Raw genomic sequence first — 14,624 nt, 5'->3', positions numbered from 1 at the left:
TTGATACGCCTGATACGTCATGCTCCGGTCCGTTCCGCCGTGGCGCCTCGCATCGGCCGGAGGAACGTGGTCCGCTGGACGGGCAGGCGAGCCGGGGGTGGCGCCGGCTCTCGCGCGACAGGTGCTGGTGTCAAAAGAGGAGATCCATGCCCGTCCTGCACCAACCAGTACCAGACACCGTCGTCATCGGCGCCGGTCTGGCCGGTCTCGCCTGCGCCTCGGATCTGTGCCGTGCCGGACGGCGGGTCGCTCTGCTGGAGGCCTCCGACGGACCTGGCGGCCGGATGCGTACGGATCGCCGGGACGGGTTCCTGCTGGACCGCGGCTTCCAGGTTTTCAACACCTCCTATCCTCAGGTGAAGAGGCGTGTCGATCTGAGGAGTCTTCGGCTGCGGCCGCTCACTCCGGGCATCGTCGTGCACACCCCGACCGGGCCGGTCCTCCTCGCTGACCCGACCAGACGACCGGGTGCCGCTGGGGCCCTGCTGCCGGGCCGGGTCCTCACGGCCCGCGACCTCGTCGCGCTGTCGGCGCTCACCGCGCGGGATGCCGTGCTGCCGGCGGCGTCACTCAAGGGGCGCCCTGACCGGTCCACCGCGGCTGCCCTGTCCCGAGCGGGGCTGTCCGAGGGGGCGATCGACCGCGTTCTGCGGCCGTTTCTGTCCGGCGTGTTCCTGGAGGACCGGTTGGAAACCTCCGCCCGCTTCTTCCACCTGGTCTGGCGAAGCTTGATCCGAGGGTCCCTCGGCCTTCCGTCTGCCGGCATCAGCGCCGTACCCACCCAGTTGGCCGGCGGTCTGCCGGACGGTGTCCTTCGGCTTGAGACGACCGTCGCCGAGATCACCGACTCGGGAGTGCTGCTCGCGGACGGAAGTGAAGTGCCGGCCACCGTCATCGTGGTCGCCACCGACGCCACCACGGCAGCCCGTCTGCTACCGGGCCTCGCGGTGCCGGACGGACGCACGGTCACCACGTACTATCACGCAGCCGACAGCACCCCGCTGGCGGAACCGACCCTGGTGGTGGACTGCACAGGGGCGGTTCTGAATACTTGCGTGCTCAGCGAGGTCGCCCCCGCCTACGCTCCGCCCGGCACAGTGCTGATCTCCACTTCCGTGCTGGGCGCGGACCGGCCCGGCATGGCTGACGCGGTGCTCGGGCACCTGGCCGAGCTCTACGACACCGACACCAGCGCCTGGCAGCAGGTGGCCGTTTACACGATCGAGGGCGCGCTGCCCGCGATGCTGCCGCCCTGGCCGTTGAGCCGCACCACCCGCTTCGGGCCCGGCAGGTACGTATGCGGAGATCATCGGGCGACCGGATCGGTGCAGGGAGCGCTGGCATCGGGAACACGAGCCGCACGAGAGGTACTCGCGGACCATGCGTCGAGTTGACGCCAAGTCAGCCCCTGTCGACCGCATCCGTTCGGGGTCGACGGTCCGAAGCGGTGATCGAACGGACCAGAGTCGTCGGCCCAATGGCCCGGAGGGAAAGGTGGACATGAACGGCGCGCGTGTCCTGGTGGCCGGTGCCGCCGGCGTTCTCGGTGATGCGACCACCGTCGAGCTGGCCGACCGGGGCGCACGGCCCGCTCTCGTCGGGCGTCGCCCGAGCCGCCTGGCCCGAGCCGCGCCGATCTCCCCGGGCACCTCGACCGCTCCACGCGCTGTCACGGAGGCGCTGACAGCGGACGTGCCGGCAGCGGACGCCGGACTTGGGTGCGCGGCACCAGGGCGTACGCCCGTCATCGAACGGCGGGCCCGGTGAGTCGACGTCCTGCAGACATGTCCGACGTCGTGGTTGTCGGGGGCGGAGCTGCCGGCCTCAGCCTCGCCCACCGGCTGGTCGTGACCGGTGCCGCGACCGTGACCGTCGTGGAGCCACCGGAGGGTCCCCTGCGTCCGCCGCAGCGGACCTGGTGCTACTGGGACCACGGTGCCGGTGACTTCGACGAAGCCGTCGTGGCCTCCTGGCCCCTGCTGCGCGTGCACGGCCCCGACAGCAGTGCGCTCACCTTCGATCCCGCCCCGTTGAGTTACCGCATGGTGCGCTCCGCAGCGTTCGAACGCATGGTGTACGAGCGTCTCGCCCGCACGCCCAACGGGCGGTTCCTCCGTGCCACGGCGGACTCGGTACGCAACGTGCCCGGAGGAGCCGAGGTCCGTTGCACCACACCCGACGGCCGGACGCTGACACTCCGCGCCCGCCACGTGTACGACTCGCGGCCCCTGCGCGCCCTGCCTCCGGCCAGGACTCGGCTGCTTCAGCACTTCCGCGGCTGGTTCGTGCGCACCGAAGCCGACCGGTTCGACACTGCGGTCGCCGAGTTGATGGACTTCCGGGTGCCTCAGCCGCGACACGGTCTCGCTTTCGGCTATGTCCTTCCACTGACTGCGGACCGGGCGCTTATCGAGTACACGGAGTTCTCCCGGACCCCGCTGACCACCGCGGCGTACGAAGTGATGCTCGGTCACTACACCCGCGAGATCCTGGGCCTGGACGCGTTCGCCGTGGAGACGGCCGAGCAGGGCGTCATCCCCATGACCGACGCCCGCTTTCCCCGGCGGGTGGGGCCGGCCGTCTTCCGGATCGGGACTGCGGGCGGTGCGACCCGCCCTGCCACCGGCTACACCTTCGCCGCGGTACAGCGGCAGAGCCGGGCCATCGCCGCCGCGCTGCGGGATGGTCGCGGCACCGTGCCCGCACCCCATCGGCGCCGTGCCCTCGCCATGGACGCGGTGCTCCTGCGAGCCCTGGACACCGGACGGATCGACGGCCCCGCGTTCTTCACCGACTTGTTCCGCCGTACACCGACGCAGTGCCTGCTGCGCTTCCTCGACGGCGCCACCTCGATCCGGGAGGAGTGGAGCATCGGACTGCGAACCCCGGTCGGCGCGATGCTCCGCACCGCCGTCGAACTGCCCTTCCTGCCCCGCCGCCCCCACCCCGCACCACGAACCGGAGAGAGCAGCCGATGACACTGCTGCGCGACCACGACCTGGCCCGCGCCTTCGACCACGCGTCCCGCACCTACGACTGCCTCACCGCCCTCAACCCCGGCCACCGCACCGAACTGCAGCGTTCGGCGCGCCGTCTCCGGCTGCCGCTGGACGGGGCCGGTCTGCACATCCTCGATCTGGGCTGCGGCACCGGCGCTTCCACCCGGGCCCTGCTGCGGACCGCGCCTCGTGCCCGGATCACCGCAGTGGACGCCTCCAGGGGGATGCTGCGACGCGCGCTGACCAAGCCGTGGCCTGCCCGCGTGCGCTTCCTGCACCTGAGCGCCGAAGAGCTGGCAGGGGCCGGTGAAGGACCGTTCGACGCGGTCTTCGCCGCCTACCTGTTCCGCAACGTCACCGACCCGGACGGCGTTCTCCAGACGGTGCGGGCCCTGCTGCGACCGGATGGACGCCTCGCCATCCACGAGTACACCCTCGGCAGCTCACCGACGCACCGCGCGCTTTGGTCGGCCGTATGCCAGGGCGTGATCATCCCGGTCGGCACACTCACCGGTGACCGAGCCCTGTACACCCACCTGTGGCACAGCGTCCTCGCCTTCGACACCGTTCCCGCCTTCACCGAACGACTGACGCGAACCGGCTTCACCGATGCGCGCGCCCTTCCCGTAGCGGGGTGGCAGACCGGCATCGTGCACACGTTCGTCGCCCACCGCTGCGCCGCCTCGACAGCGGACGCCGCCCGATGAGCACCAGAGCCGACCGCGCCACCATCCGACCCGGCCGGGACCGCAAGTCCGAGGTCCTGATGCCCACGCCCGGCAAGGACCGGTTCGCGCGCGAAGACGCACCGTCCGTCGCTGTGGTGGGCGGTGGAATCGCCGGCCTCGCCGCAGCCACCGGGCTGGCCGAACGCGGCGCCCGGGTGACCCTCTACGACCGGGAGGCAGCCCTCGGCGGCCGTCTCGCCGGCCATCGGACCCGACTGGCGGACGGCTCCGCCGCGACCATGAGCCGAGGCTTCCACGCCTTCTTCCGCCAGTACTACAACCTGCGCGGCCTGCTGAGGCGGACCGACCCCGCCCTGACACGCCTCACCCCACTACCCGACTACCCCCTCAGGCACAGCAGCGGCTTGGTCGACAGCTTCGCCCGCGTCCCGCGCACACCACCGTTCAGCGCCCTCGGGTTCGTCGCCCTGAGCCCCACCTTCCGCTGGCGCGACCTTCCCGCCATGGACGCCCGGGCGGCACTCCCGCTCCTCGACGTGCGCGTGCCGGACGTGTACGAACGTTTCGACCAGCTCAGCGCGACCCGGTTCCTGGAGCAGGTCCGCTTCCCCGACGCCGCGCACCACCTGGCGTTCGAGGTGTTCTCGCGCAGCTTCTTCGCCGACCCGCGCGAGCTCTCCGCCGCGGAACTGCTGCTGATGTTCCACATCTACTTCCTCGGCTCGTCGGAAGGCCTGCTCTTCGACGTGCCCAACGAACCCTTTCCACAGGCGCTGTGGGAACCACTCGGTGAGTACCTCCAGCGCCTTGGTGCGGTCATCCGCACCGGCACTACCGTGCACGGCGTCCACCCTGGCGACGACGGAGGAGCCGAGGTGCGCACCGACACCGGCGCCGACCGTCACCAGGCGGTGGTGCTCGCCCTCGATCCCGGTGGACTGAGGCAGGTCGTCGCCGGCTCACCGGGCCTGGGCACCGTCCCCTGGCGCGACGGCATCGCCGCCCTGCGCAGTGCGCCGCCGTTCCTCGTTTCCCGGCTCTGGCTCGACCGGCCGGTCCGCGCTGACCGTCCCGGCTTTCTCGGCACCAGCGGGTACGGAGACCTGGACAACATCAGCGTCCTGGACCGGTACGAGGGCGAGGCCGCCCGATGGGCCGCACGCAACACCGGTTCAGTGGTGGAGCTGCACGCCTACGCTGTCGCCACCGCCGCGGAACCGGACAAGGTACAGAACGGACTCCGCGAACATCTGCGACAGGTGTACCCGGAGACCCGTGAAGCTCGCGTCATCGATGCCAGGCACGAGTGGCGCTCGGACTGCCCGCTCTTCCCGGTCGGCACACACCACCGGCGTCCCACCGTGCGAACCCCTCACCCCTGGCTCATGCTGGCCGGTGACGCGCTCCGCTGCGACCTGCCGGTGGCGCTGATGGAACGCGCCGCTACCACCGGCTTCCTCGCGGCCAACGCCCTGCTCGCCCGGTGGGGCATCCGCGGCCAAGTGCTGTGGACCGTTCCCCGGGCGGGCCGCTCCTCCGTGCTCCGGGCACTCGGCTCGCTCGCGGGACGTCGAAGGCACCGGTGACGCCCCACCGGGCGGATCGTGAGCAGGGCGCGCCCTGCCTGGTCACTCCGGGAACCGTCCGGTGCTGCGCAGCATCCAGCGCCTCTCGGCGTAGGCCAGGTCATCGCGCCACAAGCGTCCGGCCGTGCGCCGCATCAACGGGCGCAGGAGGGGGGCTGCGGCGCGGGCCAGGGCGAAGCCGCGCCGCTGCGAGGTGGCGACGAGCGCCTCGATCACAGCCGTCCGCGGGTGTTCGTCGGCCACGCCGGTCAGTGGGGTGGCATGCGTCTCCACTACGGAGGAGGCACCCTCCCCGTCGGCGATGTGCATGACGACGGTCCGCGGCTCCGGCGCGGTGAACTCTGCCCGGACAGGGACGACGAGCCGACCCGCCACCCGGAAGGAGACGTCGACGACGAAGGCGTCGTGCTCTGATTCCCGCGGCTGCTGCACCACCGTCAGATCGACGAACGAGTACGGGTGGAACCACGACCCGTGCCACGGGTCGAGCCGGTTGGCCACCACGTCCTCCGGCTCGCAACCGCCCACCGCCGTGAACACGGCATCCACCCCCCTGCCCGCCGCCGGCCGCACCGGCACCATCGGTTGCTCCGAGGGCTCCTCGCCGCCGACCGCGTCGAGCCTCACCCACAACAGCACTCCGTCGTCGTACACGGGGTACGGCTGCCAGCCGGCGAACGCGGAACCATCCAGCGCCAGTCCGTGCCAGTGGCACACCAGCCTGCCGCACACCACCCGGCTGTCCCGCAACGGAGCACCGAGGTGCGGGCAGCTACCCGGGCCCGCGTGTGGTTGGCCGGTCTCCGAGCGCCACACGACGATCTCGATGCCGCCCACCGTCCTGCCGAGAGGTCGCCCGCTGGGGCGTACGTCCCGCGAGGCGCCGACCACGTACCAGTTACCGGAGGGTCGGGCCGTCGCCCGTTTGAGTGCGTCGGCGATCAGCCCTGGCCGCGCCTGGCTCCAGGTCGGCGTCTGCTTCGCCCACTCCGGGCCACGGCGCCGCCGGAGTGGTGATGTCCATCGTGCCTTGCCGGCTCGGTCATTCATCGCCGGGTCCGTTCCGCACAAGTGCCGCGCCGCCTCTCGTGGCGCGCCAGCGCGCGCCGGCCACACGCAGGGCACCGGCCGTGGCGGTGGCTGCACGCCGGCCTTGGGAGACCACCGCACGCCGATGCAACACGGTGTAGTCGTGTCGCGCGATCGCGTCGAGGATGCCGCCGTAGAGAGTGAACGCGGTGCGAATGCAAGGGCGCACCCGCGGGTCGAGTATGGCGATGCCCGGTTCCGCCGTCCGGTACACGTCCCTGGTCATGGCCTCGGCCGCGACGAGTGCCGCCCGGATCCGCGAGTCCCGGCGCCTCGTGCGACGGCTCCACTCCAGGAGCGCCCGGTCCACGCCGTGGGCGGCGAGCAGGTCCGTGGGCAGGTAGACGCGGCCGCGGTCCAGATCCTCGCCCACGTCGCGCAGGAAGTTGGTGAGCTGGAACGCCACCCCGAGGGCCGCCGCGTGCGGCGCCGCCTCCTCGCGGGGGACGACGGTACCGAGCACGGGGAGCATCTGAAGTCCGATCACGGCGGCCGAGCCGTGCATGTACTCCCTGAGATCGGCGTAGGTCGGGTAGTCCGTGACGGTCAGGTCGGCACGCATCGAGGCGAGGAAATCGGCGAACAGCGTGGCTTCGATGCCGTGCCGCGCGGCGGTGTCGGCCAAGGCCCGGACCACCGGTGCCTCTCCGCCGCCGGTGCGCAGTCCCTGGACGACGTCCCTCTCGAGCCGCTTCAGCAGCCGGTCGCGCTCGTCGGGCGTCCTGCGGCGGTCCAGGTCGTCGACGATGTCGTCGGCCCAGCGGGCGAAACCGTACAGAGCGTGAACCGCCGAGCGGCGTTCCAGCGGCAGCAGACGGGTGGCCAGGAAGTAGGTGCGTCCGTGGCGGGCGTTGAGCTGCCGGCACCTGGTATAGGCGGCACGTAGGCCGGGATCGGTGATCCCGGCGGCGTTCAGTTCACGACGCGTCATGAGTACCTGCAGTGCTCGGAGCGGACGGGAGGCTGTCGGTGGCCGGGCGGGGCCGGCCACGCGGGCCGCGGCGACGAGTGGCGCCGGTGACGCGGGCGGCGGCGAGCTTGCCGCTGATGAGCACGGTCGGGACGCCGACACCGGGTGTGGTCCCACAGCCGGCGAGTACCACATTGTCCAGTCCGCGTACCAGGTTGCGTGGCCGGAAGGGCCCGGTCTGGGCGAACGTGTGCGAGACGGAGAAGGGGCTGCCCGCCGCGTGGCCCTGTGCCGTCCAGTCGAGCGGGGTCACCAGGAGCTCCTCCTCGATGCTGTCCGCGAACCCGTCGAGACCGCGGCGTTCCAGCTCGGCGACCAGGCTGTCACGGTAGCGCGGCCCCAAGTCCTCCCAGGCTTCGGCGGAGGGGCCGACGGTGGTGTTCGGGCAGGGGGCCAAGACGTAGTGGAGGTGGCGCCCGGGCGGGGCCAGGGAAGCATCGTGCGCCGTAGGCCGGGTGATCAGCAGGGAAGGATCGCTCATCAGCGCCCCGGCGCGGGTCAGTTCGTCGAAGGTACGCTCCCACGCGGCGCCGAAGTGCAACGTGTGATGGCCGAGTCGGGGCCAGGTGCGGTCCGTCCCGGCGTGGAGGATCACCGCAGACGGTGAGTGACGCAGCGGGACCGGGCGCCAGGGCGCCTGCCCGAGGAGTGTGTGCGCGGCGGACAGCTCGCAGGTGAGCACCACCGCGTCGCACGGAATCCGCTCACCTGAGGCGAGGCGGACGGCACGCACGCGGCCCGCCGAGCGTTCCAGCAGAGTCACTTCGGTCGAGCACCGGAGAACGGCACCGGCACCGGTCGCTGCGTCGGCCATCGCGCGGGGAAGCGCATGCATGCCGCCCTTGGGGAACCAGACACCGGCCACGGTGTCCATGTAGGCGATCACCGCGTAGGCCGCGAGGGCCCTGGCAGGCGCGACTCCGGCGTACAGAGCCTGGAACGAGAACACCCGGCGCAGGCGCGCGTCGGATAGGAAGCGCCCGATCCGGCCGTCCAGCCGCCCGAAGCCGCCGAGCAGCGCCAGACGAGCCAGGTCCGGGTGCGCCAGCTGGAGGGGCGAGTCGAAATTGGTGTCGATGAAGCGCCGCATCTGCACCCGGTAGAGCTGCTCCAGCCAATGCCGCAGTTTGCGGTAGCCCGCCGCCTCGGCCGGCCCGGCGAAGCGCCGCACCTCGGCCTCCATGGCATCACCGTCGGTGTGCACGTCGAGCCAGGACCCGTCCGCGAAGCCCGCCCGATAGGCAGGATGCAGGGCCGTCAGCTCGACGTGACGGTACAGGCTGTCGCCGACGGCCCCGAACGCCTCGTCGGCCAAGTGCGGCATGGTCAGCACGGTGGGGCCCGTGTCCACTTGGTACCCGCCGAGCCGTAGGCGACCGGCCCGGCCGCCCGGACCGGCTTCCCGTTCGAGTAGTGTCACCTGGCGGCCGGCACCCAGCAGGTGGAGGGCACACGCCAGACCGGACAGCCCGGCGCCCACCACGACGACATGATCGGTCCGTCCCGTCACCGTCCTCACACGAGCTCCCCGGCCCGCTGAGGGGCCACACCAGCCGCCCGCTCGACCAGTGCGGCGAACTCCCGCCGCACGGCGGGCTCGGCACCGGCGACCTCGAAGTGCCTCAGACTGCTGGTCACCAGCTCTGCGATCTTCTTCTCCACCTCAGCCCGGGCTCCGGTCCGCTCGAGCGCCGTCCGCATCCGCTCGACGGTGCGTTCCGAGCGGGTGTCCCCTCCGGGGGCGAGCGCGGCGGCGTCCTGGGCTCCGGTGGCGTCGGCGAGCCGGAGACCGACGGCGAGAAGATAGGTGAGCTTGCGTGAGTGAAGGTCGTCACCGGCTGGCTTGCCTGTCAGCGCCGGGTCGCCGAAGGCCCCGAGCAGGTCGTCCCGAAGCTGGAAGGCCAGCCCCGCGCACCGCCCGGCGGCACGCAGCGCGCTGAGAGTGGCTTCGTCCGCGCCGGTCAGCGATGCGCCCAGCGCCATGGGCCGCGCGACCGTGTACAAGGCGCTCTTGAGGATGGCTGTGGTCAGCGCCTCGTCGACACCGGACGAGCCGCTTGCCTGCGCGTGGAGGTCGCGGTACTGCCCTGCGACCATCTCGGTGCGCATGGCTCGCCACTCGCCGTACAGCCTCGAGCCTTGCGGCGAACCGAGAGCCGTCTCCGTCAGCAGATCGTCCGCCCAAGCCAACACCAGGTCACCGGCGAGCACCGCAGCGGAAGTTCCGAATGTTTCGGCGGATCCCGCCATCCGTGCGGCCCGGTGCCTGCGGGCCATCTCGACGTGCATCGCCGGAGCACCCCGGCGCAGCAGTGATCCGTCCATCACGTCGTCGTGCATGAGGGCGCACGCCTGGAGCAGCTCAAGGGCGGCCCCCGTGTGCAGAAGGGCCGCGGCATTGCCCGACCCACCCGCGGCCCGCCATCCGCACCACGCGAATGCCGTACGCAATCGCTTGCCACCGCGCAGTACGAACGCGGCGACGCGGTCTGCCAGCTCGCGGGCGAACAGCGGATCCGCCTCGCGGGCCTGCCGCAGTCGGACATCAAGCACCCGTTCGAGGATGGTGTCCATGGCTCTCGTGGCTCCCAGGGCGGTGAGCGCGGAATCCTCCAGGCCCGCCGGCCCGGCCACCGTCGGCCGCAGTCCAAGCATGCGCACCCCTTTCTCGCTCTCGCTCGCCAGTACGCCCGCCCTCCGCTGAGAGCCCTCGCGCGGATGCGCACATCTCTGCCCTGCGCGCGGTGGCCCGTGGGGCGTGCTCACCCCGATGGCCCGGCTGGACGCTGCTCGGCGTCGGCGTTCCCGCACGGCGCCTGCGATCTGAGAGCGGGTGAAGTGGGACGCGATGAGCCCGGTCGTCCTTGTCGTGGGGTGCTGCAGGTGCCCGGCCTCCGCGTCATGGGCGTCCCCCGGTTGGTGTCTCGTCGGCCACCCCACCGCACAACGTGCACGTACGTCTCCTGCCGAAGTAGCCTGCGGTGCGGTGTTGGCCGCGGGCATCAATCTTGACGCGTCCAGTACGCACGAGCCGTCAGCAGCGATGTACGACACGCGCGAGGCCGGCCGTTCAACCAGCCGGAGTAGCGGCTTCGCACGGTGGTCCGAGGTAGGGCACCGGAGGTAGCCGCCACCCGCGTCCGGCTGGGCGGCCGTCCCTGGGTCAGGCCGAGTCGCGTCCCGGCCCCGGAGCTGTTCACTGCCCTGCGACGCGAGTAGCGGATTCTCTGGTTGCCGCAATGGGTCGGCCGCGCCCGCGATTTCCGCTGCCTCGGTTCCACGGGTCCCGGACATTCGGGACCCTACTCCTGCCCCAGCTTTCCCTGCACAAACAAGGTGCAACCTGCGAATGGCGGCGAAGCGGCGGGGCAAACGGGCGGTCAGGAGGTTGATGACAATGGTTCCCCTGATTCTCGTACTGCTCCTCGCGGTCATCCTTTTCGGCGCCGGCTTCGCTGTCGAGGTCCTGTGGTGGGTAGCCCTCGCAGTCCTCGTGCTGTGGCTGCTCGGCTTCGTCATGCGCTCCACCACCACGGGCGGTGGGCGCGGCCGCTGGTACCGATGGTGAGCTGACCAGCGCACGTACCCCTGTGCAGGGCCCGGCCGCCGTCATGGCGGTCGGGCCCTGCCCGTATGCCTACAGCTAGGCACTGCCGGATCGGCTGGGGCGAAGACATCCAAAAGGTGAATGAGGGTAGGCGTGTGGCAGTCGGGGGCGGGACGGGCATGCGCGAAGGAACCCGCGCACCTCCTGCCGCATCCCGCCCCCGGCGTCATCTGCTGCGGGTGCAGTATGGCGGTCGCTTTGCCACCGCCATGCAGGCCTCGCTGCGTCGCCCAACGGTTCGGCCTGGTCACGCCTGGTACTGGGTGAGATCGATGCTGTAGACGCGCAGCGGATAACCGTGCACTGGGTGTGCGGTCACGCATTCCGGCACCATGTCCAGCTTGCGGATGACGTTCTCGGAAGCCTCGTCACCCACCCGGTTGATACTGATCAGGCGGTCGAGGCCGCGGTCCTGGAGCGCGAACTCCATGGTGGCCTGGGCGGCTTCGGACGCGTATCCCTGGCCCCAGAACTGTGAGCCCAGCCGCCAGGTGATGGCCACAGCGGGCAGCACCTCCGGCAGGAACTCGGGCACGGACAGACCTGTGAAGCCGGCCAGTTCACCCGAGGCCAGCAGCTCGACGGCGAAGAGTCCGAAACCCTCCTCGTCCCACTCTTCCTCCGCTCTCTCGATGGCCTCCGCCGTCTGGTCAAGGTCGCGCACCGAGCCGTCGTCGATCCAGTGCATGACCCGCGGTTCCGCGTTGATGTCCGCCATGGGCGCGAGGTCGTCGTCATGCCAGCGGCGGAGAAGGAGACGGGGGGTACGGATCTCGGTCATGGCGCCCATCCTGCCGAAGGCAACGGCCTCGGTCTTTGTTGAACCGGTTCGGCGAGGGCCCCGCAGATGCAACAGAGTGTTGCGTGCACGAGGACCTGGATCAGGTGCAGAGCGGTGCGGCAGACGGTTCGCCTCCCGCCTGTGCCCGACCGGTGCCCGCAGAATACAACGATCACAGAAGGTGGATCTTTCCATCCCAGGACGACCGGTCCGGCTGTCCCACTGTGCGTAGGTGTAGGCACTCAACCCGAGTGGAGCTTCTCCGGAACCAACGACGCGCCGTGCCTTCCGGCTCCGGGTGCTCGGCCACCGCGTGAGCCGAGTACCCCAGTCGGACGTTCTCCAGTGCTGCCAATGCTCGGCTTCCTGCTGGGTAGCCGACGTGGGTCGCCACCGAGGAAGGAGCCCCGCCTCGTGATCGTTGTCGCGTGCTTGCTGCTTCCGGCGGCTGCCTTGCTGCTCTACGGCATGGATCGCATCGAAGATCAGCTGCCAGGAAAGCCGCCGCCCCGCCATGCCCGGCGCCCGCCTCCGGCGAGCGAACGGCGCGAGCTCCGACGCACGCACCGTCGAACGAGAATGTGAAGAACCGAGCGGGCAACCGTACCCGACCCGGTCCCGTACATCCAGCACTCCCGGCGGCCGTCCTACCGGAGGAACGAAGCGACGCCACTGCCGTCCACGAGGGCGCCACCCAGCGGCTCCTGGCCGCCCAACAGGGCTGATGCGAAGGTGGCTGGCTGTCCGAGCGGCCGGAGGGCTTCGTCGGGGCCGGTGGTGGCTACTGCTCGGCAACCGGGGTAGATGCGTGTCCGCCGGTGCGGTGGGTGCCTGGTCTGGTGACGGTCGATGTCAGCGTCGGGTGAGAGGATCACGAGATGCCTCTGCCTCAGCCCGGTGATCTGACCTCGCTGGTCCTGCGTACCGACTTCGGTGACGAGGGAGCCTGGGACGCGGTTCGAGCCGCACTCGACGCGGCTGGCGAGTACCCCCATGCCACGTATGTCAACGAGCTTCGCTTTGCCGGCGTGGGCGTACAGGCCTTGATGGCTGAAGAGGCTGCTGCCGACGAAGACGATCAGATCATCCACATGTTTCTGGCGGACGCGGCCACGATGAGGGATCCGGGTCACCCGCTCTTGGCTGTGGGCCTCTCGGACGAGCCCGGGCGGACGTTCAGGTCCCCGCTCGGTGGTTTCCTGACATCTCAGCCAACCTCAGCATCGCCAACATGGACTTTGCGGAGTTCGCCGACGCCGTTGATGGATCAGGGACGTTCCGCGGCTTTGACGAGGGCTGACACCTTGTCATCGAGGTCCGTCCGGGCCAGCTGTGTACCGCGCCGGTTCAGCGTGGCATTCGCGGGTAGGCGACGGCTCATCAGGTCGATCACCGCGAGGTGGATCATGCTCGGAGCGGGTGGGCAGGGTTCGTGGTCGCGGGCGAGGCGTGGGTGGTGCATGAGCCGGCCGAAGGTCCGCTCGATGACCCGGCCCGTGCGATCACAACTGAGCCCCTCTGGCCGGGGCGCAGTGGGTGACTTCGACGTCGATGCCGGGAAGGCGCCGTGGTCGATGGCTTCCCCGCGCCGGGCGTCCCGGTCAGCGATCCCTGAGGAGCACCCTGACCCTCCATCTATTGAAATGATTTGAGCGAGGCGGTGCCCCGCCGATACTGTCGTGGTGGATCGTGAAGTCGTCGTATGGAGGTGAGACCCGTGAACGCAGTTACCCATGGGTGCTCCCTCAACCCGTCACGGTCCGGCGGCTGACGGTCGGTTCGCCAGGAGCGCCTGAGATCGAGGCACTCCTGGAAGGACACTCCGATGAACACGAAGCCTTTCGAATCTGGCCTGAGCGGGAGCGCGGTGATGATCACGCGCGTCGCGGACAGGCAATGGCATGCACTGGATGACGACCTGGTGGTCGGCCGCGGGCATGCGGAGCACCGGCCCGACGGACGCTTGTTCGTCAGCATCGACGCCTGGCACGACGCCGCCTTCGACCGGATCGCCGAAACGATGCTGTCGGAACTCCCAGCGCCGCTGTACACGGTGGTCGACGAAGCCGACGTCGAGCTGACGGCCGGCTGGCGGCGGGCCGGTTTCACGATCCGGCGCCGCGAGTGGGAGTACGTCGTGCCGACCGACCCACGGGTCACAGGGCTCGAAGCAGTCCTGCCGCCTTCGGGTGTGACGATCGTGCCCGCCGGCCAGGCGGACGAGAGTCTGCTGCGGGCGGTGGACCGCGCCGTTCGTGACGAAGTCGAGGCGACCGTTGGGTGGCACTCGATGCCCGCGGAGGTGATTTCCCGCCCCGAAGGCGACACCATCGTCGACCCGTCGAAGTACGCGGTGGCCGCGGCGCCGGACTGCTACCTGGGTCTGATCCGGGTGGTGACGGTGAACCGGCCGCGCATCGGGCTGGTCGCGCTCCGGGCCGGCGAGCAGCGCCGCGGCATCGCGCGGGCGCTGCTCGCCCACGTGTTGGGGACGCTGCACCGCTCCGGGTTCGCCGCTGCCTGGACCGAAGTCCACGAGTCCAACGAAGCAGCCTCGGCGCTGTTCGAGAGCATCGGTGCCCGGCCGATCAGCAGCAACCTGGAGCTGGTGCGATGACGAAGAACAGGAACGTCATCGAGGTCGAGGGCAGGGTCGTCGAGTGCCTGCGCAGCGCCATGTTCACCGTGGAGCTCGAGAACGGCCACCACGTGCTCGCGCACATCAGCGGGAAGATCCGCAAGAACTACATCAAGATCATGCTGGAAGACCGGGTGCTGGTCGAGCTCCCGCCGTACGACCTGACGCGCGGCCGGATCGTGTTCCGGTACCGGAACTAGCGGCGGTCGGCCCTCCGCGGTAGCTGTTCTTTGGCCCCGGTCGCGGCGTTTTCGTGACCGGGGCC

14 protein-coding genes and 1 pseudogene are annotated in these 14,624 nt (G+C 70.4%); 8 read left to right on the top strand and 7 right to left on the bottom strand.

The features are described from left to right. Nucleotides 1-146 precede the first annotated feature (146 nt). From ABZ532_RS21930 to ABZ532_RS21910, 5 genes are all read left to right on the top strand, one after another. The gene (locus ABZ532_RS21930) at nt 147-1,394 is read left to right on the top strand and encodes an NAD(P)/FAD-dependent oxidoreductase (protein ID WP_361286119.1); all 1,248 of its coding nucleotides are present in this window, start codon (nt 147-149) and stop codon (nt 1,392-1,394) included. 106 nt (nt 1,395-1,500) lie between these two features. After that, on the top strand, nt 1,501-1,767 hold the full coding sequence (locus tag ABZ532_RS21925; protein WP_361286118.1) for a hypothetical protein: 267 nt from the start codon (nt 1,501-1,503) through the stop codon (nt 1,765-1,767). 17 nt (nt 1,768-1,784) lie between these two features. Beyond that, nucleotides 1,785-2,978 carry a lycopene cyclase family protein gene (locus ABZ532_RS21920; protein ID WP_361286115.1) on the top strand — a complete coding sequence of 398 codons (1,194 nt, stop codon included), beginning with the start codon at nt 1,785-1,787 and terminating at the stop codon, nt 2,976-2,978. Continuing rightward, on the top strand, nt 2,975-3,706 hold the full coding sequence (locus tag ABZ532_RS21915) for a methyltransferase domain-containing protein (protein ID WP_361286112.1): 732 nt from the start codon (nt 2,975-2,977) through the stop codon (nt 3,704-3,706). The genes ABZ532_RS21920 and ABZ532_RS21915 overlap by 4 nt, the downstream gene beginning before the upstream one ends. Next, the gene (locus tag ABZ532_RS21910; protein ID WP_361286110.1) at nt 3,703-5,274 is read left to right on the top strand and encodes an FAD-dependent oxidoreductase; all 1,572 of its coding nucleotides are present in this window, start codon (nt 3,703-3,705) and stop codon (nt 5,272-5,274) included. Before ABZ532_RS21915 ends, ABZ532_RS21910 begins: the two co-directional genes overlap by 4 nt. A 42-nt stretch (nt 5,275-5,316) precedes the next feature. Here ABZ532_RS21910 and ABZ532_RS21905 read toward each other — a convergent pair whose 3' ends face one another. From ABZ532_RS21905 to ABZ532_RS21890, 4 genes are read right to left on the bottom strand one after another with little or no spacing between them, the layout of a single operon-like run. Then, nucleotides 5,317-6,324, bottom strand: coding sequence for a DUF5914 domain-containing protein (locus ABZ532_RS21905; RefSeq protein ID WP_361286107.1), 1,008 nt, complete (start codon nt 6,322-6,324; stop codon nt 5,317-5,319). Continuing rightward, nucleotides 6,317-7,294: a phytoene/squalene synthase family protein gene (locus ABZ532_RS21900; RefSeq protein WP_361286105.1), complete on the bottom strand. Its 978-nt coding sequence runs from the start codon at nt 7,292-7,294 to the stop codon at nt 6,317-6,319. The genes ABZ532_RS21905 and ABZ532_RS21900 overlap by 8 nt, the downstream gene beginning before the upstream one ends. Next, nucleotides 7,281-8,852: a phytoene desaturase family protein gene (gene crtI / locus ABZ532_RS21895; protein WP_361286102.1), complete on the bottom strand. Its 1,572-nt coding sequence runs from the start codon at nt 8,850-8,852 to the stop codon at nt 7,281-7,283. Before crtI ends, ABZ532_RS21900 begins: the two co-directional genes overlap by 14 nt. Beyond that, complete coding sequence (locus ABZ532_RS21890; protein WP_361286099.1) at nt 8,849-9,988, bottom strand: polyprenyl synthetase family protein; 1,140 nt, start codon at nt 9,986-9,988, stop codon at nt 8,849-8,851. The genes crtI and ABZ532_RS21890 overlap by 4 nt, the downstream gene beginning before the upstream one ends. A 742-nt stretch (nt 9,989-10,730) precedes the next feature. Here ABZ532_RS21890 and ABZ532_RS21885 point away from each other — a divergent pair. Next, a complete protein-coding gene (locus tag ABZ532_RS21885) occupies nt 10,731-10,901 on the top strand; it encodes a hydrophobic protein (RefSeq protein WP_361286096.1) in 171 nt (56 codons plus the stop codon). A gap of 286 nt (nt 10,902-11,187) precedes the next feature. On the opposite strand, the gene ABZ532_RS21880 is transcribed toward ABZ532_RS21885, so the two are convergent. The 3 genes and pseudogenes from ABZ532_RS21880 to ABZ532_RS21870 all read right to left on the bottom strand — a co-directional run. Then, nucleotides 11,188-11,721: a GNAT family N-acetyltransferase gene (locus tag ABZ532_RS21880; RefSeq protein WP_361286093.1), complete on the bottom strand. Its 534-nt coding sequence runs from the start codon at nt 11,719-11,721 to the stop codon at nt 11,188-11,190. A gap of 647 nt (nt 11,722-12,368) precedes the next feature. Continuing rightward, nucleotides 12,369-12,812 carry a hypothetical protein gene (locus tag ABZ532_RS21875; protein WP_361286090.1) on the bottom strand — a complete coding sequence of 148 codons (444 nt, stop codon included), beginning with the start codon at nt 12,810-12,812 and terminating at the stop codon, nt 12,369-12,371. 275 nt (nt 12,813-13,087) lie between these two features. Then, a pseudogene (locus ABZ532_RS21870) lies at nt 13,088-13,210 on the bottom strand (IS5/IS1182 family transposase); the annotation flags it as partial. 336 nt (nt 13,211-13,546) lie between these two features. Here ABZ532_RS21870 and ABZ532_RS21865 point away from each other — a divergent pair. Beyond that, the gene (locus tag ABZ532_RS21865) at nt 13,547-14,338 is read left to right on the top strand and encodes a GNAT family N-acetyltransferase (protein ID WP_361286087.1); all 792 of its coding nucleotides are present in this window, start codon (nt 13,547-13,549) and stop codon (nt 14,336-14,338) included. After that, nucleotides 14,335-14,559 (top strand): translation initiation factor IF-1, encoded by a 225-nt coding sequence (infA, locus tag ABZ532_RS21860; RefSeq protein ID WP_361286084.1) that lies wholly within the window; start codon nt 14,335-14,337, stop codon nt 14,557-14,559. The genes ABZ532_RS21865 and infA overlap by 4 nt, the downstream gene beginning before the upstream one ends. Nucleotides 14,560-14,624: the final 65 nt, after the last annotated feature.

Source organism: Streptomyces sp. NPDC019396 (assembly GCF_040632375.1).
GTDB lineage: Bacteria > Actinomycetota > Actinomycetes > Streptomycetales > Streptomycetaceae > Streptomyces.
The sequence above is the reverse complement of the archived record's forward strand: the minus strand, read 5'-3'. Positions and strand labels throughout refer to the sequence as shown.

Bases quoted from the DNA above. Each gene is read 5' to 3' on its own strand.
- ABZ532_RS21930 (WP_361286119.1), top strand. From the start codon at position 147: ATGCCCGTCCTGCACCAACCAGTACCAGACACCGTCGTCATCGGCGCC.
- ABZ532_RS21925 (WP_361286118.1), top strand. From the start codon at position 1,501: ATGAACGGCGCGCGTGTCCTGGTGGCCGGTGCCGCCGGCGTTCTCGGT.
- ABZ532_RS21920 (WP_361286115.1), top strand. From the start codon at position 1,785: ATGTCCGACGTCGTGGTTGTCGGGGGCGGAGCTGCCGGCCTCAGCCTC.
- ABZ532_RS21915 (WP_361286112.1), top strand. From the start codon at position 2,975: ATGACACTGCTGCGCGACCACGACCTGGCCCGCGCCTTCGACCACGCG.
- ABZ532_RS21910 (WP_361286110.1), top strand. From the start codon at position 3,703: ATGAGCACCAGAGCCGACCGCGCCACCATCCGACCCGGCCGGGACCGC.
- ABZ532_RS21905 (WP_361286107.1), bottom strand. From the start codon at position 6,324: ATGAATGACCGAGCCGGCAAGGCACGATGGACATCACCACTCCGGCGG.
- ABZ532_RS21900 (WP_361286105.1), bottom strand. From the start codon at position 7,294: ATGACGCGTCGTGAACTGAACGCCGCCGGGATCACCGATCCCGGCCTA.
- ABZ532_RS21890 (WP_361286099.1), bottom strand. From the start codon at position 9,988: ATGCTTGGACTGCGGCCGACGGTGGCCGGGCCGGCGGGCCTGGAGGAT.
- ABZ532_RS21885 (WP_361286096.1), top strand. From the start codon at position 10,731: ATGGTTCCCCTGATTCTCGTACTGCTCCTCGCGGTCATCCTTTTCGGC.
- ABZ532_RS21880 (WP_361286093.1), bottom strand. From the start codon at position 11,721: ATGACCGAGATCCGTACCCCCCGTCTCCTTCTCCGCCGCTGGCATGAC.
- ABZ532_RS21865 (WP_361286087.1), top strand. From the start codon at position 13,547: ATGAACACGAAGCCTTTCGAATCTGGCCTGAGCGGGAGCGCGGTGATG.
- infA (WP_361286084.1), top strand. From the start codon at position 14,335: ATGACGAAGAACAGGAACGTCATCGAGGTCGAGGGCAGGGTCGTCGAG.